17 protein-coding genes are annotated in these 24,371 nt (G+C 72.5%); 7 read left to right on the top strand and 10 right to left on the bottom strand.

The genetic code is table 11. From position 1 onward, the window contains the following. Positions 1–7: 7 nt before the first annotated feature. From fdhF to ACH4VO_RS11850, 3 genes are all read right to left on the bottom strand, one after another. Positions 8–2,695, bottom strand: a complete 2,688-nt coding sequence (fdhF, locus tag ACH4VO_RS11860) for a formate dehydrogenase subunit alpha (protein WP_360988015.1) — start codon at positions 2,693–2,695, stop codon at positions 8–10. Next, positions 2,692–4,377, bottom strand: a complete 1,686-nt coding sequence (locus ACH4VO_RS11855; RefSeq protein ID WP_360988013.1) for an NAD(P)H-dependent oxidoreductase subunit E — start codon at positions 4,375–4,377, stop codon at positions 2,692–2,694. Before ACH4VO_RS11855 ends, fdhF begins: the two co-directional genes overlap by 4 nt. 297 nt (positions 4,378–4,674) lie before the next feature. Next, a complete protein-coding gene (locus tag ACH4VO_RS11850) occupies positions 4,675–5,280 on the bottom strand; it encodes a flavodoxin domain-containing protein (RefSeq protein ID WP_360988011.1) in 606 nt (201 codons plus the stop codon). A gap of 457 nt (positions 5,281–5,737) precedes the next feature. Here ACH4VO_RS11850 and ACH4VO_RS11845 point away from each other — a divergent pair, with 457 nt between their 5' ends. Together ACH4VO_RS11845 and ACH4VO_RS11840 are read left to right on the top strand one after the other, a co-directional pair. Then, positions 5,738–7,213 (top strand): ArsR family transcriptional regulator, encoded by a 1,476-nt coding sequence (locus ACH4VO_RS11845; protein ID WP_360988009.1) that lies wholly within the window; start codon positions 5,738–5,740, stop codon positions 7,211–7,213. 29 nt (positions 7,214–7,242) lie between these two features. Then, positions 7,243–7,428: a hypothetical protein gene (locus ACH4VO_RS11840; protein ID WP_360988007.1), complete on the top strand. Its 186-nt coding sequence runs from the start codon at positions 7,243–7,245 to the stop codon at positions 7,426–7,428. Positions 7,429–7,524: 96 nt separating this feature from the next. Here the strand turns inward: ACH4VO_RS11840 and ACH4VO_RS11835 are convergent, their stop codons facing one another. Then, positions 7,525–7,983, bottom strand: coding sequence for a CBS domain-containing protein (locus tag ACH4VO_RS11835; protein ID WP_360988005.1), 459 nt, complete (start codon positions 7,981–7,983; stop codon positions 7,525–7,527). A gap of 320 nt (positions 7,984–8,303) precedes the next feature. Continuing rightward, entirely contained in the window at positions 8,304–9,170 is an 867-nt protein-coding gene (locus tag ACH4VO_RS11830; RefSeq protein WP_360988003.1) for a universal stress protein, read from the bottom strand. A 319-nt stretch (positions 9,171–9,489) separates the two neighbouring features. Between ACH4VO_RS11830 and ACH4VO_RS11825 the strand changes: the two genes are divergently transcribed. From ACH4VO_RS11825 to ACH4VO_RS11815, 3 genes are all read left to right on the top strand, one after another. Beyond that, a complete protein-coding gene (locus ACH4VO_RS11825) occupies positions 9,490–10,332 on the top strand; it encodes a phosphotransferase (protein ID WP_360988001.1) in 843 nt (280 codons plus the stop codon). Between the two features lie 547 nt (positions 10,333–10,879). Continuing rightward, positions 10,880–11,200: a hypothetical protein gene (locus tag ACH4VO_RS11820; RefSeq protein ID WP_360988361.1), complete on the top strand. Its 321-nt coding sequence runs from the start codon at positions 10,880–10,882 to the stop codon at positions 11,198–11,200. A 397-nt stretch (positions 11,201–11,597) separates the two neighbouring features. Next, positions 11,598–12,119 carry an SMI1/KNR4 family protein gene (locus tag ACH4VO_RS11815; RefSeq protein WP_360987999.1) on the top strand — a complete coding sequence of 174 codons (522 nt, stop codon included), beginning with the start codon at positions 11,598–11,600 and terminating at the stop codon, positions 12,117–12,119. 226 nt (positions 12,120–12,345) lie between these two features. On the opposite strand, the gene ACH4VO_RS11810 is transcribed toward ACH4VO_RS11815, so the two are convergent. The 4 genes from ACH4VO_RS11810 to ACH4VO_RS11795 form a co-directional block, all read right to left on the bottom strand. Next, positions 12,346–12,576 carry an e9imm peptide gene (locus ACH4VO_RS11810; protein ID WP_360987997.1) on the bottom strand — a complete coding sequence of 77 codons (231 nt, stop codon included), beginning with the start codon at positions 12,574–12,576 and terminating at the stop codon, positions 12,346–12,348. 84 nt (positions 12,577–12,660) lie between these two features. Beyond that, positions 12,661–13,299, bottom strand: coding sequence for an SMI1/KNR4 family protein (locus tag ACH4VO_RS11805; RefSeq protein WP_360987995.1), 639 nt, complete (start codon positions 13,297–13,299; stop codon positions 12,661–12,663). A 135-nt stretch (positions 13,300–13,434) separates the two neighbouring features. Then, a complete protein-coding gene (locus ACH4VO_RS11800; protein ID WP_360987993.1) occupies positions 13,435–13,599 on the bottom strand; it encodes a hypothetical protein in 165 nt (54 codons plus the stop codon). Between the two features lie 128 nt (positions 13,600–13,727). Continuing rightward, entirely contained in the window at positions 13,728–14,720 is a 993-nt protein-coding gene (locus ACH4VO_RS11795; protein WP_360987991.1) for an alpha/beta hydrolase, read from the bottom strand. A gap of 146 nt (positions 14,721–14,866) precedes the next feature. Here ACH4VO_RS11795 and ACH4VO_RS11790 point away from each other — a divergent pair, with 146 nt between their 5' ends. Continuing rightward, a complete protein-coding gene (locus ACH4VO_RS11790; RefSeq protein ID WP_360987989.1) occupies positions 14,867–15,487 on the top strand; it encodes a helix-turn-helix transcriptional regulator in 621 nt (206 codons plus the stop codon). A gap of 737 nt (positions 15,488–16,224) precedes the next feature. Continuing rightward, the gene (locus ACH4VO_RS11785) at positions 16,225–17,451 is read left to right on the top strand and encodes a right-handed parallel beta-helix repeat-containing protein (protein WP_360987987.1); all 1,227 of its coding nucleotides are present in this window, start codon (positions 16,225–16,227) and stop codon (positions 17,449–17,451) included. A 151-nt stretch (positions 17,452–17,602) separates the two neighbouring features. Here the strand turns inward: ACH4VO_RS11785 and ACH4VO_RS11780 are convergent, their stop codons facing one another. Continuing rightward, the gene (locus tag ACH4VO_RS11780) at positions 17,603–24,361 is read right to left on the bottom strand and encodes a beta-ketoacyl synthase N-terminal-like domain-containing protein (protein WP_360987985.1); all 6,759 of its coding nucleotides are present in this window, start codon (positions 24,359–24,361) and stop codon (positions 17,603–17,605) included. Positions 24,362–24,371 lie beyond the last annotated feature (10 nt).

The raw sequence follows: 24,371 nt of genomic DNA, 5'->3' as shown, positions 1-24,371 counted from the left end.
CCCGGCGTCACGGCGCGGCGACGCGTACCGCGGTGACCTTGTACTCGGGGCAGGACGTGACCGTGTCCGCGTGGTCGGAGGTCAGCCGGTTCACTCCGCTCGCGGGGAAGTGGAAGGAACAGAAGACCTGGCCGGGGGCCGTCTGTTCGCTGATCCGGGCGACGAGTCGGGCTCGTCCGTGACGGCTCTCCACGGTGACCTCGGCGCCGTCCGGCAGGCCGTACCGGGCGGCGTCGTGGGGGTGGAGGTCGAGGAAGTCGACCGGATCGAGCGCGAGGTCGCCGCCGCGGCGGGTCATGCTGCCGGAGTTGTAGTGGGCCCAGCGCCGGCCGGTGACCAGCACCAGCGGATAGTCGTCGTCGGGTTGTTCGCCGGGCGGGAGGTAGGGGGGCGCGGCAAGGTGGGCCCGCCCGTCCGGCGTGGCGAACCTCTCCGCGTACAGCGTGGCTTCGCCTGGGCGGTCGGGGTCCGGGCAGGGCCACGGGACGGCACCTTCGCGGTCCAGCCGGTCGTGGGAGAGACCGGCGAAGGCGGGCGCGATCCGTGCGCACTCGGCGAGTGCGTCGGCCGGGGCCGGGCAGCCGAGGTCGACGCCCATGGCCCAGGCGGCGGCGTTGATGACGTCGAAGTCGGTACGCGCTTCCCCCGGCGGGGGGACGGCGGGGCGGACCCGCTGGAACCGGCGGTCGAAGTTGACGAAGGTGCCGTCCTTCTCCAGCCAGGACGCGACCGGCAGTACCACGTCCGCGTGGCGGGCGGTCTCGGACAGGAACAGCTCGTTGCACACGACGAGGGGGCAGGCGTCCAGCGCCTGGGCCACGCGGTTCGCGTCAGGGTCGGTGGCGCAGACGTCCTCGCCGATGACCCACAGGGCCCGCAGATCCCCGGACCTGGCGGCGGCGAACATGTCCGGGATCCGCAGGCCCGGCCGGTCCGGAACGGGTACGCCCCACACCGCCTCGGCCCGGGACCGTGCGGCCGGGTCGGTGACGTTGCCGTAGCCGGGCAGGAGGTCGGGCAGTGCGCCCATGTCGGAGGCGCCCTGGACGTTGTTCTGGCCACGCAGCGGATTGACCCCGTATCCGCGGTCTGTGCCCACGGCGCCCCGGAGGATCGCCAGGTTGGCCAGGGACCGCACCCCGTCCGTGCCGTGCAGGTGTTCGGTGACGCCCAGGCCGTAGACGATCGCCGGGCGTGCGGCGCGGCCGTAGAGCCGGGCGGCGGCGACCAGGTCCGCGGCGGGCACTCCGGTGATGTCCGCGACCCGGTGGGGCGGGTAGTCGTCCAGCAGCTCGGTGAGTTCCGGCAGACCGGTGGCACGCTCGCGCAGGAACCCCTCGTCGGCCAGCCCTTCGGAGAGCAGGATGTGGGCGAGCCCGTGGAAGAGGGCGACGTTGGTGCCGGGGCGGGGCCGCAGATGCACGTCGGCGTGCAGGGCGAGCCCGACGGCACGGGGATCGGCGACGACCAGCTTCGCCCCGTGCAGCACGCGTCTCAGCAGTCGCGCTCCGACCACCGGGTGCGCTTCGGCGGGGTTGGCCCCGACCACCAGCAGGCAGTCGGCCCGCTCGACGTCGTCGAAGCTGTCGGTACCGCCGGAGAGGCCGAAGGAGGCGGTCAGACCGGCCGCGGACGGGGAGTGGCAGAGGCGCGAGCAGTTGTCGACGTTGTTCGTGCCGATGACGACCCGCATGAACTTCTGGACGAGGTAGTTCTCCTCGTCGGTGGCACGGGCCGAGGAGATGGCTGCCACGGCGTCCGGCCCGCCGGCGTCGACGGCCGCGCGCAGCCCCCGGGCGACATGGCCGAGTGCTTCGTCCCAGCCGACCGGCTCCAGGGCGCCGTCGCGTCGTACGAGGGGCCGGGTGAGCCGTTCGGGGGAGGTGCGGAAGCCGTGGGCGAAGCGCCCTTTGACGCATGCGTGCCCCTGGTTGACCGGGCCGTCCCTGGCGGGCAGTACCGCCGTGACCTCGCCGTCGCGGGTGACCACGTCCAGCGCGCACCCGACGCCGCAGTAGCCGCACGTGGTGCGCGTCCGGGCCGCCGCCGGGCGCATCCCGGACGTGAGCCCGCGCGCGGGACCGGGCTCGGTGATCGCCCCGGTGGGACACGTGTCGACGCAGCCGCCGCATGCCACACAGTCCGACTCGGCCCAGGGTCCACCCGTACCCGGGGCGACGACGGTGTCGGCACCCCGCCCGACCAGGGTGAGGGCGAAGGTGCCCTGTACCTCGGCACACATACGGACACATCGGCCGCAGGCGATGCACAGGTCCCGGTCGAGGTGGACGTACGGGTGGGAGTCGTCCCCGCCCCGGCCCCCGGCGCCGTGGGCCGCGTCGGGGCCGATCCCCATCGACCGGCAGACACGCGCCAGCTCGCTGGGGCTGTCGTCGGCGAGGGCACGGGACGGCAGCGCGGAGACGATCACCTCCACCGCCTCCCGGCGCAGCTGCCGGAGATCGTCGGTGGCGGTCTCGACACGGACACCGGACGCGGCCGGGGTCACGCACCCGGCCTCGATCCTCCCGTCGGCCCGTACCAGGCAGGTACGGCACGATCCGGCCGGGCTGAGCCGGTCGTCGGAGCAGAGCGCGGGCAGCTCGGCTCCGGCCGCCCGCACCGCCGCCAGCAGCGAGGTTCCCTCCGGCACCACCACGCCCGAGCCGTCCACCTCGATCTCGATCCCGCTCATGAGGCCCACCCCGCCGGCCGGTCCCCGTAGGCGCGGGCGAGACTGCGTACGGCAGGGGGAATGCGCCGTCCGAAGGCGCACAGGCTCGCCTCGGCCAGCACACGCGACAGCCGCTGCCACTCTTCCCCCGGCGGGGTGCCGGCGGCAGCGAGCTCGAGACCCCGGCGCGAACCCACACGGCAGGGCGAACACGCGCCGCAGCTCTCCGCGGCGGCGAACTGCCAGATGTGCCGCAGGACATCCTCCGGAGCCACGCTGCGGTCGAAGGCGACCAGGCCGGCGTGGCCGAGGGCGGCCCCCCGGGCGGCGAGGTCGGCCGTGGTGAGCGGAACGTCCAGGGCGTCGCGGGCGAGGAAGCCGCCCAGCGGCCCGCCGATCTGGACCACGACCGGCTGCGCGCCGTCCTTCAGGCCTCCGCCGAGCTCGGTGACGATCCGGGCGACGGGGGTGCCGAGCTCTACTTCGTACGCGCCGGGCCGGGCGAACCGCTCCGAGAGGCACACCAGTTTCGTCCCGGTCTCGCCGGGTGTCCCGCGTCGGGCGTACGCCGCACCTCCCCGGGAGACGATCCACGGGACGGCCGACAGGGTCTCCACGTTGTTGACCACCGTCGGCGCGTCCCACAGCCCCCGCCGGGTCGGGTAGGGCGGACGCGGCCGCGCGCAGCCCCGGTCCCCCTCCAGGCCCGCGATCAGGGCCGTCTCCTCCCCGGCGACGTACGACCCGGCGCCCTCCACCACCCGCACGTCCAGGGCCGTGGACGTACCGTGCACCGCCGGGCCGAAGTGCCCGTCCGCGTAGGCACGCGCGACCGCCTCCCGCAGGTGCGCCAGCGCCCGCGGGTACTCCGACCGCACCAGCACCACGCCCTGCCGGGCCCCGCACGCGAAGCAGGCCAGAGCCAGGCCCTCCAGCACCCGCTCCGGGTCCGCCTCCATCAGCAGCCGGTCGGCGTAGGACCCGGGATCCCCCTCGTCCCCGTTGACCACGACGACGGTGCCGGGCGCCCGGCCGGCCGCCTCCCACTTCGCGGCCACCCGGAATCCGGCGCCACCCCGGCCCCGCAGCCCGGACGCGGCCACCTCCCTCCACACCTCGTCAGGAGAGCCCGTCGTCACCGTTGGCGGCCACACCTGCCACGCCGGCTCACCGGCCGACACGCCTGCCAGCAGCACGGGGTCACCGGTGTCGTCGGCTGCGGGGATCTCCGCCGCCCGCGGAGGCTCGCGTCCCGCGAGCTGACCGGCCAGTGCCGGGCCGGTGCAGGGTGTGTCGCCGTCGAGCGCCGCAGGACCCGCGTAGCAGTACCCGAGACAGCGCACGGTCTGCACCGACGTCTCTCCGTCCGGCGAGACCGTGTCCGCCGTGACGCCCAGCGCGTGCTCGACATCGGTCAGGTGCCGGCCGCCCTGCGCGGCGAAGCACGCCGTCGCCGTGCAGACCCGGACGTGACGGCGGCCGTGCGGGGCTTCCAGGTCCGCGTAGTAACGGGCCGGCCCGAGGGCGGCGGCAGCGGGCAGGCCCACTCCGGCGGCGACCGCCGGAGCCCACGTCCCGGGACTGTCCCCCGTCCCGGCCCGGGCCTCGGCCAGCAGTTCGATCAGCCGGTCTCCCGGCCGCCCTCCCCGGGCGGCAAGGGCCCGAAACGCATCGAAACGGTCCGCAGGACCCACGGGAATCATGACCTCATCGTGGCGGCAGTGGTATGCAACCGCATCCCGGCACCACTGTGCGCGTGCGCCTGCGGCACCGGGACCGCGAGATCCGGGACGGTGCACCCGGGACAACCACCCCCCGACACGTCCCCGCAAGGACGGCGGACCGCTGAGGGAGCGGATTCGCCTGCGGCGCGGGCGTGGGAGCAGGGTGGGGGAGGCGGCAGCGAAGCGGTACGAGCCGGTGTCGGCGAACCTCCGGGCGACGCGAGGTGAGGGACGGGCGCCGGTCCGGCAGCAGGACCGCCACGACGATGGTCTGCCTCACGGGCCGGCGCTGCGCCCCGGCCCACCCGCCGACGGGTCCCCGGCCTCCCCGGGGCGGTCGCGTACGACACGGCCGATCTCCTCGGCCCAGGCGTCGACCGAGGGCCAGTCACGGTAGTCGCCGTAGCGCAGGCCCATCGCCCGGAGCCTCATGCGCCCGGTGGTCGACAGGTGCTCGGGTGCGATCACGCCGGAGAACAGACGGTGATCGCGTGGACGCAGCCGCTCGATCAGATCGCCGACCACATGGTCCGACTCCTGGGAGATCAGTGCTTTCCACGGACCGCGCAGGGCACCGGGCATTCCCACACTGAAGAGCCACAGATCGCGCCGCTCAAGGAGCTCCGCTTCCCGGAGCACGAACGTCCGCGCCTCGGGAAGCCAGGCCATGTCGTGAACGGCACTGCCCACCACGAACATGTCGTAGGCGCCCGGATCACCCACGGCCTCCACGGGGAGTACGTCGGTCCGGACGCGGCCCCGCTCCTCCAGGCGCCCGGCGATGTGCTCGGCGATGCTCCGGGTCGAGCCGTGGACACCTGCGAAGGCTACGAGCACGCGGACGGCGTCGCCGCGTGGCGAGGACTCGGGTGCGGTGGTCATGTCCGTCAGTGTTGTCCACCGCCCTCCGGCCCGCGACCGGTCGAACGTATCCGGGCGGATGCGGATGAGGGTCCGGGGTGCCCACCGCACCGCCCCGTGCGGGTCGTCACGCACGTGGCCCCGGCTGACGCCCCCCTGACTCCCACCGGCGCGGGAGCTCTCCTTCGCGCTCGTGCACGTGTCTGCGCATCGGCCCGCCTCTTGAGCTCCCAGGGGCAGGTGCCGAGGCTCGGCCGCTTGCCGGAGGGCGACCCTCCGGCCGTCCGCCCCGGGGGAGCGGCCCGGCGGTGCTCGGGGAGGGACCGAACGGGACCATCGAGGGCCCGGTCGGGCCCTCACGGGCCCCGTCCCGGCTCGTACAGTGGAACGGGATGATATGCCCTGATCCGACCACGTCTTCGGTCCTCCACAGACACCAGAGGTGCCCTGGAAGGAGGAGAGCACGGTGGGAGTTCTCATGACGCCTGTCGCCCGGCCCGAGCGGCTCCACGACCGAGAGGCCGAGTGGGACAGGCTGGTGGCATTCGTGGACGACCCGCGTCCCGGACCCGCGATCCGTATCGTCACCGGCCCACGCGGTCATGGCAAGTCGTTCCTGCTGCGCGCGCTGGCCCGTGCCACGGGCGGGTTCTACTTCTGCGGGCAGCAAGCGGCCGAGGCGGAGACGCTGCGGTCCCTCGCCCGGCAGTACGCGCACCACGCGCACCTGGCACGGCCGCCCCACTGGACCGGCTGGAGAGACGCGCTCCTCGCACTGGCGGCGACGGGCAGCGGTCCGGCGACGGTGCTCGTCCTCGACGGACTGCCCGAACTCGTGCGGCAGAGCCCCGGCCTCCCCGCCGCCATCAGTGACGTGTGCCGGTCGCTGCGACACGGCCCGGCGGACTCCGCCCCGCTTCGGCTCGTACTCTGCGGCAGTACGACACCGGTGATGAAGAGACTGCTCAGCGCCTCCACCACGTGGGTCGACGACGTGCTGGAGGTCGCCCCCCTGGACTTCCGGCGGGCGAGGGAACTGTGGGGGATCGCGAACCGTCCGCTCGCGCTGCGGGTGCACGCCGTCGTCGGCAGCAGTCCGGCCTTCCGCTTCGATCCTGCCGGGGACCAACCCCCCACGACCGCCGACGACTTCGATCCCTGGATCTGCCGGAACGTACTCAACCCGCGGTTGCCCCTGTTCTGGAAGGCGACCCACCTGCTGGACGGCGTGACGGACACCTGGGACCTCGCCGCCTGCCACTCCACCGTGGCCGCCATCGCGTCCGGCCGCACCATGCCCGGTGAGATAGCCGACTGGCTCGACCGGCCGGCCACCGACGTGCCGCACATCCTTTCCCACCTCACCGAACGCGGCCTGATCCGCGGTGAGCACGACGCCTTCCATCCCGGCCTCGTCCACTACCGCATCACGGAATCGCTGCTCGCCTTCGACCACGCCGTCATCCGTCCGTACCGCTTCCGGCTCGCGGACGCGGACGACAGGGAGATCCAGGAGACCTGGCAGGACGCCCGCCCCACCTTCGAACGCGACGTGGCAGAACCGCACTTCGCGCAGACCTGCCGGGAATGGGCGGCACGGTTCGCCCCTCCGGGGACCTTCGGCGCCGCACCGGCGTCCGTGCTTCCGGGTTCGCTGCCCCGTGCTTCCGGCCGTCCCGCCGGCGTCGACGTCGTCGTGCGCGGCCGTGGCGACGGTCGTCCGGGACCGCTGCTGTCGATCGGGCTGGCCAGGTGGACCGATCCCCTGGACACTGCCGACCTCGAACGGCTGCGCGGCTCTCTCGTGGACCTCGCCGAGCTCGGTGAGGACATCGGCCTGACCCGCCTCGCCTGCTACGGAGCAGCCGGATTCAGTCCGGGACTGAGGAACGCCGCGTCGGACGGGGAGGTGCTCCTCGTGTCACCCGAGGAGCTGTACGGCGACGGGACGTGACCACGCACCGTGAAGGAAGGCGGACATCCATGAGCGAGAAGGAAAAGGCGGCCTGTGCGCGGAAGACCGGGACAGACGTCCGGCCCGGCCCGAGGGACATCCCGGGCGACGTGCTCCCCGCACGGAGCGCGCGGGCGAACACCCCGGAGAAGACGATCAGAACCCAGCCCCGGCGACCGGTGTCCACCGTCTCGGTGAGCGCAATGTTCCTCTGACGTCCGGATACCGCGCCGGAGGTGGTGGCCACCCGCCATGACGCCCACCGCGCCCCCGGCGGAGTTGCGGACGGCGGGGGTCCTCCCTGCCCGCGCTCACATCCCGTGCCCGCGCGTACCTCTGGACGGCGGTCCGGGCGGTTCCTCCAGAACGCTCCAGGCGACCGGGCCGAGCAGGTCGGCCAGACGCTGGAACACGTCCATGAGCATGTCGTCCACCGTCAGGACGCCCACGACCCGTGACCCTTCCACCACGGGCAGACGGCGGATGCCCGCCGTACGGAAGATCCGGTAGGCCCGGTGGATGTCGTCGGTGGCGTTCACCGTGATCACGGGCGAGGTCATCACCGTGTCCACCGCCCCGTCCACGTCGAGTCCCCCGGCGAGAGCACCCACGGCGAGGTCACGGTCGGTGACGATGCCACGGAGGGATCCGCCCTCGGTGACCATCACGGAACCGACCCCGTACGCGGCCATCTCCTGGGCTACCTGTCTCAGCGGTGTCCTGGTGGGCACGGACACCGCCGGACTGCTCATTGCTTCGGAGATCTTCATCGGCCGGTCCGGGAGGCCCTGGCACGGCAGCGGTTCGCGCGCCGGCCGGGCGCCGCCGTCGGCCGGCTTCTGCCTGTCGGGCGCCCTGGCATGTCCTCATGGCTTCCGGCCAAAACGCGGAAGGCCTGAGCCGGGATCGGCACACCGGGTTTCAGGGCGCGCGGTTTCCCGCGCTCGTTCGGGACGGAACCGGTGGTCATGAGGGCTCTCCTTCCGAGGGTCCTGGCGGGTGTTGCCACCCGCAGGGGTGGGGGCGCTGTCGTCCCGGGGTACGGCCACGCCGCTTCCCGCACCGGTGGGGGCTCCCGCGCCGGTCCGGCTCAGTCATGGGGGACGACGGCGACGGGACAGCCGACGTGGTGCAGGGCGGCCTGGGCCACGGGGCCCAGGCGCGGTGCGAGTGGGGGGCGGTGCCTGCGACGGCCGACGACCAGGAGACCGGCCCCCTCGGCGGCCCGCACGACGGCCTCGGCGGGGCTTTCCAACCTCACGGCATCGGAGAGTTCTACCCCCGGGAACCGCTCGCGCCAGGGGCTGAGAATCTGCCTCAGCCGCTGCGCCGCCTCGTCCGTGATCTCCTGTGTGACCTCGTGGTCCGCCCCCGAGGAGGTGCGCGCACGGACCGGCAGGCTCCGGCCGTGGACGACCCGGAGCCATCCGCCGCGCGCCGCGGCGGCGGCGAACGCGAACGCGAGCACGTCGTCGCACGGACCGTGCAGTTTCAGGGCGACCACGACGTTGCCCCGAGCGGGTGACGGCTCTTTCCCACGCGCCTCGGGGCGGACCAGGACCACGGGCCGCGAGGCCCTTGCCACCACGGCCATGCTGACGGAGCCGAGGAAGTAGCTCTCGGCGGGGGTCAGCCCGCGGGAGCCGAGCACGGTGAGCTCCGACTCCGACGCCGCCTTCAGCAGCGCGCTCTGCGCGTCGTCGGCGACCAGGCTGCCGACGACGGTGAGGCCCGGGTGACCGGCCTTGAGTTCCGCCCGTGCCTGGTGCACGAGCCGCGTCGCCCAGTGGTTCTGGTCGATCTCCGAGGGGACGCGGGTCGGTTCGGGCGCCAGCATGGGCCAGGCGTGGAGCAGCCTGAGACCGGCCCTGCGGCGCTCGGCCTCGCCGGCGGCCCAGTGGGCGGCGGCCAGGCTTTCGGCTGAGCCGTCGAGGCCGACCGTGACGACTGGCTCCATGGAGACGCCTCCGTCTCGTACGACGCCGGGATGGACGGACATGCGGAAGCGGGCCCCTGAAGGCCGAGGCACACCGATTCCGTACTCCGAGGAGTACCCCAGATCCGCCTGCCGTGCATGCGGGCCCCGAGCACTCGAAGGCCGGGCACGAGCCAGTCACATGATCGTCCGAATAAAACCCAGGCCTGCGCAGATCCCGCTTGCGATGCTTATCGCCGGGTCCGGGGTCGGCCGCCGAACGATGTTCACGAAGACATCGGGTCCGTCGCTGCTGTCCCCGGGCCTGTGTGACTCACCAGTGAGGGAGAACGGTAACGGTATGAAGCCATCAGAACTCCGCCGCGCAGTCGAGGCAGGACGGGCGACCGCTTCGGAGCTGGGCCTTCAGGTCGACGATGCGATCGTCATCCACAACTCGGACCGCGTCGCGCTCCGTCTGCTCCCGTGCGATGTCCTGGCTCGGGTCGCGCCTTCGGGGCAATTGGCTGATTCCGAGTTCGAAGTGGAAGTTGCTCGCCGTCTCGCCGAAGTCGACGCGCCGGTGGCCGAGCTCGAGCCTCGGGTCGAGCCCCGGGTCCATGTGCGTGATGCCTTCGCCATCTCGCTCTGGACCTACTACGAACCTGTGGGATCAGAGATCGCGCCGGCCGACTACGCGGACGTGTTCCTGCGGCACCATGCCGCCCTGCGGCAGATCGATCTGAACGCACCGCATTTCACCGATCGAGTCGCCTTGGCACTGAGAGAGGTGAACGACCAGGAGCGGTCTCCCGAGCTGCCCGATCCCGACCGCGCACTCCTCAGCGACACACTCGGTGGACTGAGCGCCGCGACCAGCAACGACAAGGCCGGCGAACAGCTTTTGCACGGCGAGCCTCACCCGGGCAATCTCCTGAACACGAGGAGAGGGCCGCTTTTCGTAGACCTCGCCACCTGCTGCCGTGGGCCGATCGAGTTCGACCTCGCCCATGCGCCCGAAGAAGTGGGCCGGCACTACGCGGGGGCTGACCGCGACCTGATCCACCGGTGCCGCGCCCTGAACTGGGCGATGTTCTCCGCCTGGCGCTGGCGCCGAGACGACCACATGCCCGAGCGGGACCACTGGAGGGTAGAGGGCCTGGACCAGGTTCGTGCTGCACTCGATCGCTGCGGACGGGGCTGAACTTGAGAGAGGGGCTGCTGATTTCCGATCCGCTGCGCCGTGTGCGGCGTCCCGTCACGGTGCGGCGATCGAACGCGGACGGCGTGGGAGGCTCCTCGCCCTTACCCACCTCAACGGCCGGACGCGGACTGGTCACATGATCGGCCGGACACGTCCCCCACCTCCCAGGGCAGGGATCTCGAACCGGCTCGGAATCTGGGCATGCAGGCTTGTCTCGCAAGATCGGCAGCGGTGCATGGACAGGTACTGGTAGTACTCGGACGTGGCAGGTGACCTGTGGACCCCGGTGATTTCGATGGTCGGTGTGGCCGTAGGTGGTGCGCTGACGTATCTGGCCCAGCGCACGACGCAGCGGACAGCGGACCGGGCTGACGGACACAGGAGGGCCGTGACGCGGGCGGAGGAGTGACGTGTTGTCGGTGCGTAGCGCTTCACCTGGCGGGAAGTTCGGTGGCGCACGTGTATCGCGTTGTGGGTTCGGCGGGGCCGCCGTAAGGTCACCGGCATGTCTCTACGTCTTCGCATGCGTCAAGCACTGCCGGAAGCGATGCGCGCCCGTGACAAGGCCGCGGTGAGCGCCCTGCGCGCAACGCTTGCTGCGCTGGACAACGCCGAGGCGGTGCCCGTCGACGAAGCTGAGCTTCGCGGCGTGGCCCTTGAGCATGCGCCGGTTGGTGTCGGCACCACCGAAGCGGCGCGGCGTGAGCTGAGCGAGCGCACTGTGATGGATATCGTGCGCGCCGAGGCCGCCGAGCGACTGGAGGTTGCAGCGCAGTTGACCGCGCCCGCGCACGCTGACCGGGCCGCTCGGCTCCGCACGGAGGCCGCCGTACTGCATCGCTTCCTCGATGGCCCCGGCGCCGCATAGGACACGGCGTCGCGACTCCCCGCGCTCCATCCCCGCCCGCACCCGCAGCGTCTTCATGCTCTGCCCGAAGGCGACGATCACGCCCCGCCCGGATTTGTCCGCGGCCCGCGCCGCGGTGCCGTCTTCGTTGTCCCCGCCGTCGGCGCAACTCACCGCATGCCTCCGTGGCCCAACGCTCGTCCCCGGACGAGCGTCACCCTGTGAGCCTCGTACGCGTACCGGCACCACGCGTACATCCGGCCCACGTCGGTGCGTCGCCACGGGCCACGCCACGCGTCCCCTGGAGCCTCTGCTGGTGCCGAGTCCCCGGCTGTGGTCCGCCGCTCCCCTCGGACGCAGGAGGGCTGTCGTATCCCCGTCGTAAAGTGGGTCGGGATCGGTCGGAAGGGGCATCGTGGTGACAGATCTCGCGAAGATGGAAGCCCTGTTGGGCGAACCCAGGTTCAACTGGTCGGATCCGGCTCCCTGGACCGCACTCCAGCGGGAACTCGGTATCGAGTTCCCTTCGGACTTCCGCGAGATCGTGGACGCCTACGGTTCGGTCTCGGTCAACGGGCAGTTGTATCTGAAGCATCCCGCCGACCATCTTCTGCACAACCTCGGCGTGATGATCAGGCAGGACCTCGAGCTCTGGCGAGAGGAGGACATGCGGGAGTTTCTGCCCGGCCCGGTGGGGGCCGGTCCCGGGGAGCTGATACCGGTGGCCACGGCGACGACGGGCGAGGCGGTCTTCCTCCGCGTTCCCGATGACGGCTCCTCGCCGTGGCGGGTCCTGGTCCAGGAGTTCGACAGCCCGGCGTGGACTCTCTACGAGATGACATTCGGCGCCTGGCTGCTCGCCTATCTCAGGGGAGAGGACGTGACGCTGTGTTCCCGCAACCTCGCACCCGACCGTCCGTTCTTCGAGTTTCTCCCCTGAGGTACCACTGGCGTGCGCTGCTGCCGAGCCCCGGGCCCGCCGCCGCTGCTAAGGGCTGTGCCGCGATCGCCGGCGGGCGCGCGACGACAGCCACGGCACCTCGCGTGGTCGGAACGTCCGCATACATCCAGTGGGCGGACGCTCCTTCGCATTGCGATGCACCGCATCTGACGCCGCGCGCTGATGTACCGGTAGCGGGAAGGCTTGGGGGACTTGAATTCCGACGTCACAGAGCGATCGGCCGATACGCCCGTGTCCGATCGACCACCTCGTCAGCCGAAAGCTCCCGCTCCGGCGGCCAGAAGATCAACTCCCCGACATGTCCGGACGGGCATGCCAGAGCTCTGTCCAGCCTGTCCAGCCAGCCGTCCACCTCGTCGTCCGAGGCGCAGTCCGCGTCCATGATCCGCTGCACGAGCGCGACCGCCTCCGCGCGACTCATCTCCCCAGCACTCATCCGGTCCCTCCGCCGAGTCACCCTGACCGGATCCTTGATCGCCCGGACAGCTCCTGACGTGGGCGTGGAGGCTGACGGACCGACTCAGTCCATGTCCTCGTCCGTATCCTCCTCCATGTCCTCGTATCCGGAGTGGAAGAGCGCGAAGAAGCTGGGGTACTTGGTCGGGTCGCCGTACTTCGGTGCGAACTCGTAGGCGGCCCACTCGCCGTCCGGCCCGACGTCAGTTGGATCGAGCAGCCAGAAGTCCTCTCCCCGGGCGATCTCGACGGACCGGCGGAACAACTGGACATCGTCCTCGTTGCCGGGTATCGACTCGTAGGTCTCGGTCACGCGTCTGCCGGGCTCGCTGTCCCGCATCCACACGACGCGGTCGCAGGAATGGACACCGTCCACGTAGGCATCGAGGCTCGTCCACCCGTCGCTTGCCAGGAAGAACCCCCGCAGGCTGGGTGGGAATTGGATCCCGAGTCGCTCCTCGGATGCCACCAGAGCCGCCTCCCGGGCAGCGGCTCCACCCAGCCACGGCACGATCCGCTCCCCTCGGTCCAGAGCCTCCAGCTGATCGGCGTCCAGCAGATCGACCAGCTCTTCCTCGTCGGCGCGGGCCTTGACGTACAGCTCGCCGTATCGCTCCAGGAAGACACGCCACTCCTCCGGCGTGGTCAGCGCACCGCCAATGTCATTCTCTTCAGGACCAGTTGTCTGACTCATGCCGATCATGGTGCCAGGAGGCTATGACAATGCAGAGGCTGCCGACTGTGCCGCATGCGACAGTCGGCTCGTGGTGGCCACCTCTGACGCGGACACGGCATTCGATGGCAGGCCGTGGCGCCGGATGGGGTAACTCCCGTGAGGTCAGGCGTTGCTGACACCGCTCTCGATGCCGTGGGCCCGTCGTTCGGCGAGGTAGCGGAACAAGGCGCCGAGCGCGGCGGCCTGGACGATGGGGCGGATGGGAATGCCTGTCAGTCCTGCGGGGCCGACGGCGAGGAACGGCATCGAGGTCGGCGCGGTGACCAAGCCGGTCCACGCCCGGCGAAGCCGGCGTCTCCGGAGGAGGAACCGGAGACGGCATCTGCCGTCACCCACGAACACACCGCACGTACGAAGACACTGCCTACCGAGGCGACGGGCCGGCCCACCGGGGATCAGTCCCGGAGGGAGGCCAGCCAGGCGGTGAGAAGGCGGTTGACCGTCTCCGGGCGTTCCTGCTGGATCCAGTGGCCGCAGCCGTCGAGGATGTGCGAGGAGACCAGGCCGGGGAGCGTGTCCGGGAACGCGTCGATCGCGTCGGCCATCCAGGTCGTGGAGGCGTCCGAACCGCCGCCGATGAACAGGGAGGGCTGCTTGATCGGGGCGCCGTTGTACGCGGCGAGGTCCTCCCAGTCGCGGTCCATGGAGCGGTAGCGGTTGAGGGCCCCGGTCATTCCGGTGCGCTCGAACTCCCCGGCGTACACGTCGAGATCGTCCTCGGTCAGCCAGGCCGGAAGCGGGCCCGCCGGGAAACGGTCGCGCAGCCGTCCCGTCCCCCGGGCCACGAAGTGCGGGTCGAGCTCGCCGGGGCCCGGCATGGTGTCGGCGGACAGCGCGGAGAAGAAGCCCGCGAGCCACCCCCGGACGTCGGGTTCCATCTCGGCCTCGGCGCGGCCGGGTTCCTGGAAGTAGGAGACGTAGAACTCCTGCTCGGGGCCGCCGATCCGGGCGAAGACGTCGGTGGGGCGGGGGCCGCCGGGCGGTGCGTAGGGGACGCTCAGCAGTCCGGCCGCGCGGAAGACGCCGGGGTGGAGCAGGGCCGAGGTGGCCGCGATGTTCGATCCCCAGTCGTGTCCGATGACCACCGCCCGCTCCTCGCCGAGGGCGTGCACCAGGGCGACGTTGTCCTCGACCAGGTCGAGCATGCGGTACGCGTGCGTCGCGGCGGGCCTGGAGGAGCGGCCGTAGCCGCGCACGTCCGGGGCGACCGCCCGGTACCCCGCCGCGGCGAGGGCCGGGAGTTGATGGCGCCAGGAGTACCAGGACTCGGGGAAGCCGTGCACGAGCAGGACCAGCGGCCCGGTGCCCTGCTCGACCAGGTGCAGCCGCCCGGCCGGCGCTTCGACGGTGCGGTGGAGCGGGCCTGCCGACGATGGGGACTGGGGCATGGTTCTTCTCCTCGGAATGCGGGATGGCCGCGGTGGCACACCGATGATGCGCTGCGGGGGCCGACCGACGCGACCACCCTTGCCAGTCTGGCAAACTGGCAGGACAGGGGCGTGGCGGCGGTTGCGGGAAGGAGGCGGGGCAACGCGTGAGCGACGACGGCGTAGCGGACGCGCTGGCCATGATGGCGCCGCGGCTGAGGGCCGCGCGCGAGCGCCGCGGCGACTCGCTGACCGGTGTGAGCCGCGCGACCGGCATCTCCCTCAGCACCCTGTCCCGGATCGAGACCGGCCGGCGTACGCCGACGCTGGAGGTGCTGCTGCGGCTGACGAGAGCGTACGGACTCTCCCTGGACGAACTGACCGGCACCGCGCCCGCCGCCGAAAGCAGACCGGCCTCGCCCGCCGGGAGCGGGCAGGAACTGCGCGCTGCGCGGGGCCGCGGCGACGGCAAGGCGGTCCTCCCGCTGACCCACTACGTCGGAGGCCTGCACGCCCATAAGCACGTCCTGCCGCCCGTGGACGGACCGCCCCCGCGGCCACGGCAGGTCGTCCATGACGGGTACGAGTGGCTGTGCGTTCTGTACGGGCGGCTGTGGCTGGCGCTCGGCGAGCAGGACGTCGTCCTCTCCGCGGGCGAGGTGGCCGAGTTCGACACCCGGACCGCCCACGGAGTGGCGAACGCCGGTTCCGGGGAACCGGTCGAGTACCTGATCATGTTCGGCCCGCAGGGCGAACGCCTGCGCCCGCGCGTCCCCCCGGCCGGATGAGGCGGCGAAGCCGCTGAGGGGGACGACCGCATGGTCGTACGGCCCCGTGGGGCAGCTTCACTCGGGCCGCACCGCAGGCGGGTGGCGCCGTGCCGTGGGCCGCATCGCAGACGGGTGGGGCCGTCCCGGTGACCCTGCCGGTCGTGGAGTACGACGGGGTGAACCGCCGCGTGCCCTGCGCGAGCACCTCCTGCCCCACGTCCCGGCACGGCCCGACCTCCGTCACCCGGCGCCGGCCGGCTTCTCCCCCGGAGGCCCCGGCCGATGGTCGCGACTGCCTCGGGCTACTTCCTCGCGCTTCCGTGGCATCCACCGTCACTCGACTCGGGGAAGCGGCGTCACCCGGCAAGGGCTCTCTGCGGCATGTTCATTGTTGTGAACAGAAATCATGTACACGTCCATTGACGCGAGCACGTCATGCATTTACCTTCCTGGAAGGTGCTTAGAAAGCGCTTGCCCCATCTGCGGTGAGGTAATCAGCCGACCGCCTGTTCAGGGACCGGAACAGGAGGCCCGTCATATCCCGAGCCGCAGAAGGAAGGGAGGACCGGACCCCGTGCGACGACCTGAAGGCACCACCCGGGCGTACCCCGAGCGAACCGACGCCGGGTGCCGGCCGGTTCATGGGCGTTCGTGGGCCCGCTTCCCTCTCCCGCTTCCTGGATTCGCTTCTCCCCCCACTGGTCAGACGGATCAACCCGCCTGATCGGACGGATCAACCGACCTGGAGACGAACGATGCAGAAGATCAAGCCCGTCCTCTCGTGTGCCGGCCTGCTGGCCGGCTCGCTCCTCACTCTCTCCGCCACCATGGCCCAGGCCGTGCCCGCCCCCCATGGAGCCGAGGCGCACGCGACCGTCGCCCCGGTACGGCTCGCCGCCGGCGCCCTGTACGTGGCGCCGGGTGGCACCGACGGCGCGGCGGGGACCGAGTCCGACCCGACCACGCTGTCCTCCGCCATCAGCCGTGTCGCGTCCGGCGGGACGATCTACCTCCGCGGCGGGACGTACTCCTACTCCGCCACCGTCACCATCCCGCCAGGCAGCGGCGGTACGCCGAGCGCCCGCACGACGCTCTCCGCCTACCCGGGTGAGAGGCCGGTCCTCGACTTCTCGGCCATGGCGGAGGCCCCGGCCAATCGCGGACTGGCCGTCAACGGAACGTACTGGCACGTCAAAGGCATCGTCGTGCAGCACGCCGGAGACAACGGGATCTTCGTCGGCGGCAGCCACAACGTCATCGAACGGGTCGTGACGCGCTTCAACCACGACTCGGGCCTGCAGATCTCGCGGATCGCCTCCGACACACCCCACGACCAGTGGCCGGCCGACAACCTCATCCTGAGCTCCGAGTCGCACGACAACGCCGACTCCGACGGGGAGGACGCCGACGGTTTCGCCTCCAAGCTCACCTCGGGCCCCGGGAACGTCTTCCGTTACACCGTGTCCCACCACAACATCGACGACGGCTGGGACCTCTACACCAAGTCGGAGACCGGCCCCATCGGCCCGGTGACCATCGAAGACTCCCTTGCCTACGGCAACGGCACCCTCTCCGACGGCACCGTGAACGCGAACGGCGACCGCAACGGCTACAAACTCGGCGGCGACGGCATCAAGGTCGACCACATCGTCCGGCGCAACATCGCCTACGACAACGGCCACCACGGGTTCACCTACAACAGCAACCCCGGCTCGATGAAGGTGTCGGACAACGTCAGCATCGACAACGCCGAGCGCAACTTCTCGTTCGACAAGGGCACGTCGGTGTTCCGTGACAACGTCTCGTGCCGCGCCGGCGACGGGTCCAACGACAAGACCGTGGGCGACGCTGACGGTTCCAACCAGTTCTGGACCGGCGCGAACGGTCCGGCCTGCTCCCCGTACTCGGGGCCCATGGACTGGTCCTTCGCCGCCGACGGCTCCCTCGTCGTGAGCTTCGGCGGCAACAGGGTGACGCCGTAGCGAGCCGCCGCACCCACCGACGCCTCCGCCGCCCCGTCCGCCTGATCCGGACGGGCCGGCGGAGGCCGTGCGTTCGGCTCCCGGTGAGGTGCACGCGGCGAGTGCCGACGCGGCACCGTACGGGCGCCCTGCGGTTCCGGTCCCGGGCGGCTCACGGCACGGGTGCCTCTTGCGGCACCACGCGCATGCCCAGCCCCCGCACCCGGTAGATGCAGGTGTCGTCGCCCCACAGCGAGGCGTCCGCCACGGCATAGGGTCCCCGCGTGTCCGTACCGCTCTCCACGATGTCCATGTCCACCCGGATCAGCCGGTTGGCCGGGGTGATCTGGCCTCGGTACGTCCAGACCGTCTCGCGGCCGGGCAGCACCGGTTCGAACCGGGGGCGGGGGACGCCGTCGGCGGCGCCGCTCTCCAGCAGGTGGTACTGGAGCAACTGGCACATGGCCTCGATCCCCAACGAGCCGGGCTGCACCGGGTCCTGGAAGAAGTGGGCGCGGAAGAACCAGGCATCCGGCCGGACGTCCTTCTCCGACCGTAGCCTGCCGAGACCCGCGCTGCCACCGTCCGGCCAGTGACCCGTGATCCGGTCCAGCATCAGCAGCATCGGACCGGGCAGGCGCGGCTCCCCGGCGCAGTAGCGGACCGGACGGGTGGTCAGATCGACGGTACGGCCACAGGGTGCGCCGAGCCGGGCCCGGCTGTCCGCCGACGTCGTGAGTCCCTGCTGGTCCTCGAAGGCCGACCGCGGGAAGTAGCCGAAGACCGTGGAGAGCGACAACACGGGCACGCCGTCGGCGGTGCACGTCACCCGGAACGACTCGATGATCACGTCCTCGCTGCTCGACACGCGCGTCAGTTCCGCCGTGGTGCGGACCGTACGCGTGGTGGGGGTGACCTCGCCGGTGACCGTCCCCGACCCGTCGAGATTGCGGAACAGCAGGTCGGCCTCGCTCGTCAGCGCGCTGCCCACGTACGAGGCCAGCCATCCGCAGGGCTGCAGCGCGACCTCCATGAGGACGGCGAACGGCATGGTGCGGCCACCGCTCTGCTCGAAGTACCACGCCCGGGCGGGCACGTCGTACTCGGCGACGACGACGCTGCCCTCCCGCATCCCGCCCTGCGGCCCGTCCACCGACACGATCCGGCTCATGAAGTGGTACGGCGGGCCGGGGAGCCGGGCCACCCTGCGGGTGCCGTCGAACGGCTCGTACATGGCACCGAACGCCTCGCTCGGCCTTCCCCAGGCGCATGCCAGCAGCGAGGCGTGGTCGAAGGGGAATCCGTCGGCCGCCACGGCCACCGGCTTCTCGTCCCGGGGCTCCGCCGGTTCGCCGAGCCGCGGGAGCGGCACCGGTACTCCGCCGGCCTGGACGGGGGGCGGTCCCGTGTGCCGCCAGTGCGAGAGCGGCCAGTCGGGTACCAGCCGGAGCGCCATGTCACGGCCCAGGAACGCCTTCGCCCCGTCCACCGAGCCGAGGACGTCCGCGTGGAGCGTCGGCACCGGCCCGGCCGAGACACCACGTACGAACACCTCGTAGACGACCCGCCGGTCCTCCGGGGTCGCCTGGCCCCGGCACATCGCCCTGGAGGGGTGCCCGCCGACCGGTTCGAAGCGCCAGCCGTCCCGGTCGACGGTGAAGCCCATGGCCGTCAGGTAGAACGCCATCGCCTGGACGCCGCCCTGGAGCATCAGGGTGCCCGGCATGCACGGGTCGTTCTTGAAGTGGCCGGTGAAGAACCAGTCGTCCGGCGACAACGCGGTCTCGGCGCGCAGATATCCCAGGCCCCACGGCCCCCCGACCGGATCGAACACGGTGACCTCGTCCAGCAGCCGCAGGCGTCCCGCGTCGAGACGGGGCGAGCGGACGTGGGCCGCTGTCGCCTCCCAGCCGGGCCCGAAGCAGTCCGCAGGCCGCCCTTCCGCCAGGGCCCGCACCTGGTCCGCGCCGAAACGGGTCCGTCCGCAGCGCACGGCCGGCGGGTCGAGCGGCAGGCCGTCGCCGGGTGCGTGCTCGGCGGGATCCCAGCGGACACCGCCGCTGCCGGCGAGTTCCGCAGGGGTGAAGAACCCGGCCTGTCCGTCGCGGACACTGAGCCGCAGCTCGCCGTCCACGAAGCAGTCGTAGTGGAAGAAGGCCAGCCGGACTCCGTCGGCCTCCGCGTGGCCGTCGACATGGATCTCGAAGCACAGCGTCTCGCCGGGCTGCGGCGGGCCGCCGTGGAACGTCACCTCGCAGCCGAGCAGCCGGTAGGCGCGCTCGCCCCGGTTGAGGAGGTCGACACCCAGCCAGCTGAGCAGCAGCAGATCGGCCTGACCCGCCTCGATCAGCAGGCCGGCCGGCATGCGGCCCGTGGAGTCCAGGTACCAGCTGCCGGGCAGGACGTCGGTCTCCGTCCAGATCCTCCCGTCCGTGCGGACCGGACCCGGCAGGGCGAGGCCCGCGGGCACGGCGTCGATGCCGGTGACCCGGTCGGCGAAGAGCATGGGCGGCTCGGGCATGCGCGTCTGCACGGCGTATCCGTCCTGCTCGGCGAAGCGCGGACCGAACAGGGTGGAGATCTCGTGGGAGGCGAGGTACTCCAGCTGGGCACGGTCGAAGGCCGGCCCCGGCTTCGTGGCCGACACCGGCGTGGCTCCGGCGTGCGCCGTCTCCGCGTGCGCCGTCTCCGCGTGTGCCGTCTCCGCGTGCGCCGCCTCCGCGCGGCGAGCGGGTAGCGGGGCAGAGGCCGGACGGCCGGGTGCAGACGGCAGGAGGACCGGGCGCGGGGGCCCGGTGGCCGGACGCGGTGCGGCCGGGCCGGGCGGCCGTACGGGACCGGGCCCGGTAAGGCCGACGGCCGTCAGCCCTGTGACCGCCAGCGCGGACACCCGCAGGAACCGCTGGTGGGCCTCGACGTGCGCCGCCATGACCTCCTGGTGCAGCGCGGCGACGCGCAGAGCCTGCCGGGCGACGGCCGCCGGCCCCCGCGCGCCTCCGGCCGCCGGCCGGGACCGCCCTTCCCCAGCACCGGGGGAGGGCACGGCGGCCACGGTGGCCGGTGCGACGGCGCGACCGGACCCCTGAACCGCCGGAGCGGCGGGACGGTCGGAATGCCGGTCCGGCCCGGTGGTGGAACGGGCCGGCAGGACGGGACCCCGCTCCGGTACCGGGGCCAGTTCGGGGGCCCGGGGCAGAACGGTCACAGCGGGCTCCGGAGGCGGCAGGCGCGGAGAAGGGGGTACGGGAACGGTGACGGTGGGACCAGGACGCGGCAGCTCCGTCGCGGCCCCGGCGAGCCGGGCGAACAACTCATCCGCCCGTACCGGCACTCCGGCGACGACGAGTTCCGCGACCGCGAGGCACAGCTGCCGCAGCCCGGTGTCCCCCGGGGTGTCCAGCGCGACGGCCACATGCTCCCGGTCGCCGAGCACCCGCTTGATCCAGCCGGTGCACAGCCTCCGGGGGCCGTGCTCCACGAAGACCCGGACACCGTCCGCCCACGCCTGCTCGACCGTGGCCGCGAAGTCGATCGTGCCGAGGCCCTGAGCGGTGAGCGCCTCGGCGGCCCGTTCGGCCGTCGGCCGATACGCCCGCCCGGTGGCCCCGCTGTAGAACCGGACCCCGGGCACGTCGACGGTGGGACGGTGGTGGGTCTCGCGCCACACCTCCCGTACCTCACCCAACTCCGGTGCGTGGGCCGCCATGTCGTAGTCCAGCAGGATCGCCCGGTCCGAGCCGATCCGGGCCACGACGGCCGCGCAGGCGCGGGACTCCCCACCGATGACGCAGACATCAGGCGCGTTCACCGCCAACAGATGTACCGCGGATTCGGCGGCGAGCTCGGCGCGGACGGCGTCCAGGGGCGCGTTCACCAGGTAGCTCGACCACCGGGACCCCTGGATGCCCCGCCGCTGCCAGTAACGGCGCACCGCCCGCAGCTCTCCCGTGAGTTCGGTCGTGAACAGACCGCTGTCCCGGGTGGCGCGGTACAGTCCCGCGGCGTCCGGCCAGGCTCCCAGCGCGACCAGCGCGGTCGACTCGCCCGAGGAGTACCCGAGTGCGGCGTCCGGCCGCATCCCGAGCACCTCGCGGCTGAACACGGTGTGGAAGACGGCCAGTTCGGCGGCGGCCCAGATCTGGTCGAGCACCCCGGGCTCCGTCCGGGACCGCAGCCGGGTACCGATCGCCCGGTGCCCCTCGCGGACGGCCTCGCCCAGTGACGGCAGGGCGAGCATCAGCTCGTGGCCCATCCCCGCATACGTGGCCGAGCCGTTCGTGTACACGAAGGCGGTCTGCCCGGTGACCGGCCGGTCCCGGTACCGCACCCCGGCCGGGCGGGCCCCACCCTCCGTCAGCCAGCGACGGGCCGCTTCCCGCCGGCCGGCCGCCGAAGCGCCGCCGTCGACCACGAGGGCCAGCCGGGCCGGACCGGCCGAGGACTCCGTACCGGAGGCCAGCGCGGCCAGCACCTCGCGGCGGTCGGCCCCGGAGAAGACGTGCAGACGCGGAGCGGCGCCCCGCAGCCACGGCAGGGCGTCCCCCGCGCGCAGCCGTACATCCACAGGGGGACCTTCGAGCGGTGTGACCACGGCCCGGGCGGTGCGGGCCACGGCCGCGGGGTCCGCGGGTCCGCCCGTACAGGGGACCGAGCGGTGCTGGAGCGACAGCGCCGCGGCCGCGACCGAGACCAGCCCGGACGCGGCATGGGCACGACCGAAGGCCGACGCCGGGTCGAACATCGCGCCGGGGCCGTCACCGATGACCATGTCGGGCTCCTCGGTGCCCCCCTCGTCCAGCAGGGCGACGACGGTGTCGCCGTCCCGGCGCGCGGTGTCCAGGGACTTGAGGACCAGGACGACGGCCGCGTCCCCGGGCTCGCCCTCGCACCCGAGCTCCCGCAGGGCGGCCCGGTGGACCGCCTCGCAGGACAGGTCGGTGGCCCCGACCACAGCGGCGTCGGCCTCCCCCGACCGGACGGCCCTCGCCCCGAGTTCCAGCGCGACCAGCCCGGACGCCTCCTCCGCGGACACCGTGAACCCGGGGCCCGCCAGATCCAGCTGGGTGCTGATGCGGTTCGCCGCCAGGTTCGGCATGCTGCCCACCACCCCCTCCGCCGTCATGGGCGGGGCGAACGCCTCCCGCGCGAGTTCCGCCGACGGGACGGTGACGGCCGCCGCCCGCGCCTGCTCCAACCAGTACGGAACCCGCCAGCGGGCACCCGCACGGGCCACCTCGGGGTCCACCCCCGTACCGATGACCACCATGGTCCGCTCGCGGGGCAGGCTCACCGTCCGTACGGCCTCCCGGGCGGCCTCCAGCACCAGGAGCTGATGACGCACGGTCCGCTCCAGGGACAGCGGCGGGAAGCACAGGTCCGCGAGTTCCACGGCGATCTCCGTGGCGGGACCGCGCCGTTCACCGCCCAGTACCGCCTGGCGGAAGTCCTCGGCGGACGCGCCCTCGCCGACCCGGGCACCGACGGCGACGATCGCCACCGGTGTGTGCGAGTCCGGCCCGCCGGGTGCCGGAGTGCGGGCAGGGGTGGCCGGCCCGCCGCGGCGGACGGCGGACCCCGGGCCGTGCCCCGGCCGCACGGCGGACGGGAGTCCGGCGTCCGCGGGCTCGACGATCACATGGGCGTTGGTCCCGCCGAACCCGAAGGCGCTGACCGCCGCCCTGCGCGGTCCCGCCCACTCCTCCGCGGCCGTGAGCACCCGCAACGGCGTGCCGGACAGTGCGTCCAGTGGCCGTTGCGCCCCCAGCGTCGCCGGACGGACCCCCGCCCGCAGCGCACCGAGCACTTTCAGCAGACCGGCCACGCCTGCCGAGGCCAGCAGGTGGCCGACGTTCGACTTCGCCGAACCGATGGGTACGTCATCGCCCGCCCCGAAGATCCGGGCCATGGCGCGCACCTCGACCGCGTCACCGACCGGGGTCCCCGTCGCATGGCACTCGACGAGCGACACCGACTCGGGAGCGACGCCCGCCCTCGCGTACGCCAGGCGCATGGCCCGGACCTGACCCTCCTCCGAGGGGCTGATCAGTCCGGAGCCGCGCCCGTCGTTGGAGAGCCCCACCCCTCGGATGACGCCGAGCACGGGCAGGCCGGCGGCGCGTGCCTCGGCCAGCCGCATCAGGGCGACGAACCCGGCACCCTCCCCGTGCACCAGCCCGTCCGCCTCCCGGTGGAAGGGGCGGCTGCGTCCCGTGCGGCTCGTCGCGGAGAGCCCGCAGAAGCCCACGTGGAGGTAGAGCGGATCGGGGCGGCTCACCGCTCCGGCCACCATCAGGTCGGCCGTGCCGTCGTGCAGCCGGTCGCACGCCAGCTTGACCGCGTACAACGAGGAGGCACAGGCGGCGTCGAGGGACCACGCCCCCGCGCCGAGCCCGAGCGCCCGGGCCGCGAGCCGGGCGGGCAGCCCTGAGGAGAAGCGGTTGCGGGCATCGGGGCGCGCACGGCGACCGCCCGTCAGGAGGGCGGCGTCGAGCGGGGGCCGCTGCGCGGACAGCCAGACGTGTTCGGCGAAGACCGTCCCGGCCGCCGTGGGGTACGACAGGTTCCCCAGCACCAGCCCCCCGCGCGGCAGCGGGCCGGTGCGGCCCGCTTCGGCGAGCGCCTGACGCGCCCCGTACAGGACCCAGTGGAAGAGCGGGTCCAGGGAGGTGATCCGCTCCGGGGCGACGCGGAAGCCGCTCGGATCGAAGACGGACTCGAACCCCTCGACGTAACCGCCGACATCGGTCCAGGTGCGGTCGAGGTGGTCGTCCACCGAGCCCATGGCCCAGCGGTGCGGCAGCCGCCACCGGTCCGCCGGGGCGGCCGACAGACTGGTGCGGCCGGCGGCGATGTTCTCCCAGAACGTGTCCGGGTCAAGCGCGCCGGGCAGCACACAGCCCCGGCCGACGACGGCGATCGGTTCGAAGGTCATGCGGATCTCA

Origin of the sequence: Streptomyces sp. NPDC020780, from assembly GCF_044334475.1 — a bacterium.
GTDB lineage: Bacteria > Actinomycetota > Actinomycetes > Streptomycetales > Streptomycetaceae > Streptomyces.
This window is presented reverse-complemented; position numbering and strand designations above follow the sequence as displayed.

Bases quoted from the DNA above. Each gene is read 5' to 3' on its own strand.
- ACH4VO_RS11795 (WP_360987991.1), bottom strand. From the start codon at position 14,720: ATGCCCCAGTCCCCATCGTCGGCAGGCCCGCTCCACCGCACCGTCGAA.
- ACH4VO_RS11850 (WP_360988011.1), bottom strand. From the start codon at position 5,280: ATGACCACCGCACCCGAGTCCTCGCCACGCGGCGACGCCGTCCGCGTG.
- ACH4VO_RS11855 (WP_360988013.1), bottom strand. From the start codon at position 4,377: ATGATTCCCGTGGGTCCTGCGGACCGTTTCGATGCGTTTCGGGCCCTT.
- ACH4VO_RS11825 (WP_360988001.1), top strand. From the start codon at position 9,490: ATGAAGCCATCAGAACTCCGCCGCGCAGTCGAGGCAGGACGGGCGACC.
- ACH4VO_RS11805 (WP_360987995.1), bottom strand. From the start codon at position 13,299: ATGATCGGCATGAGTCAGACAACTGGTCCTGAAGAGAATGACATTGGC.
- ACH4VO_RS11810 (WP_360987997.1), bottom strand. From the start codon at position 12,576: ATGAGTGCTGGGGAGATGAGTCGCGCGGAGGCGGTCGCGCTCGTGCAG.
- ACH4VO_RS11785 (WP_360987987.1), top strand. From the start codon at position 16,225: ATGCAGAAGATCAAGCCCGTCCTCTCGTGTGCCGGCCTGCTGGCCGGC.
- ACH4VO_RS11845 (WP_360988009.1), top strand. From the start codon at position 5,738: ATGACGCCTGTCGCCCGGCCCGAGCGGCTCCACGACCGAGAGGCCGAG.
- ACH4VO_RS11820 (WP_360988361.1), top strand. From the start codon at position 10,880: ATGCGCGCCCGTGACAAGGCCGCGGTGAGCGCCCTGCGCGCAACGCTT.
- ACH4VO_RS11830 (WP_360988003.1), bottom strand. From the start codon at position 9,170: ATGGAGCCAGTCGTCACGGTCGGCCTCGACGGCTCAGCCGAAAGCCTG.
- ACH4VO_RS11840 (WP_360988007.1), top strand. From the start codon at position 7,243: ATGAGCGAGAAGGAAAAGGCGGCCTGTGCGCGGAAGACCGGGACAGAC.
- ACH4VO_RS11835 (WP_360988005.1), bottom strand. From the start codon at position 7,983: ATGAAGATCTCCGAAGCAATGAGCAGTCCGGCGGTGTCCGTGCCCACC.
- fdhF (WP_360988015.1), bottom strand. From the start codon at position 2,695: ATGAGCGGGATCGAGATCGAGGTGGACGGCTCGGGCGTGGTGGTGCCG.
- ACH4VO_RS11780 (WP_360987985.1), bottom strand. From the start codon at position 24,361: ATGACCTTCGAACCGATCGCCGTCGTCGGCCGGGGCTGTGTGCTGCCC.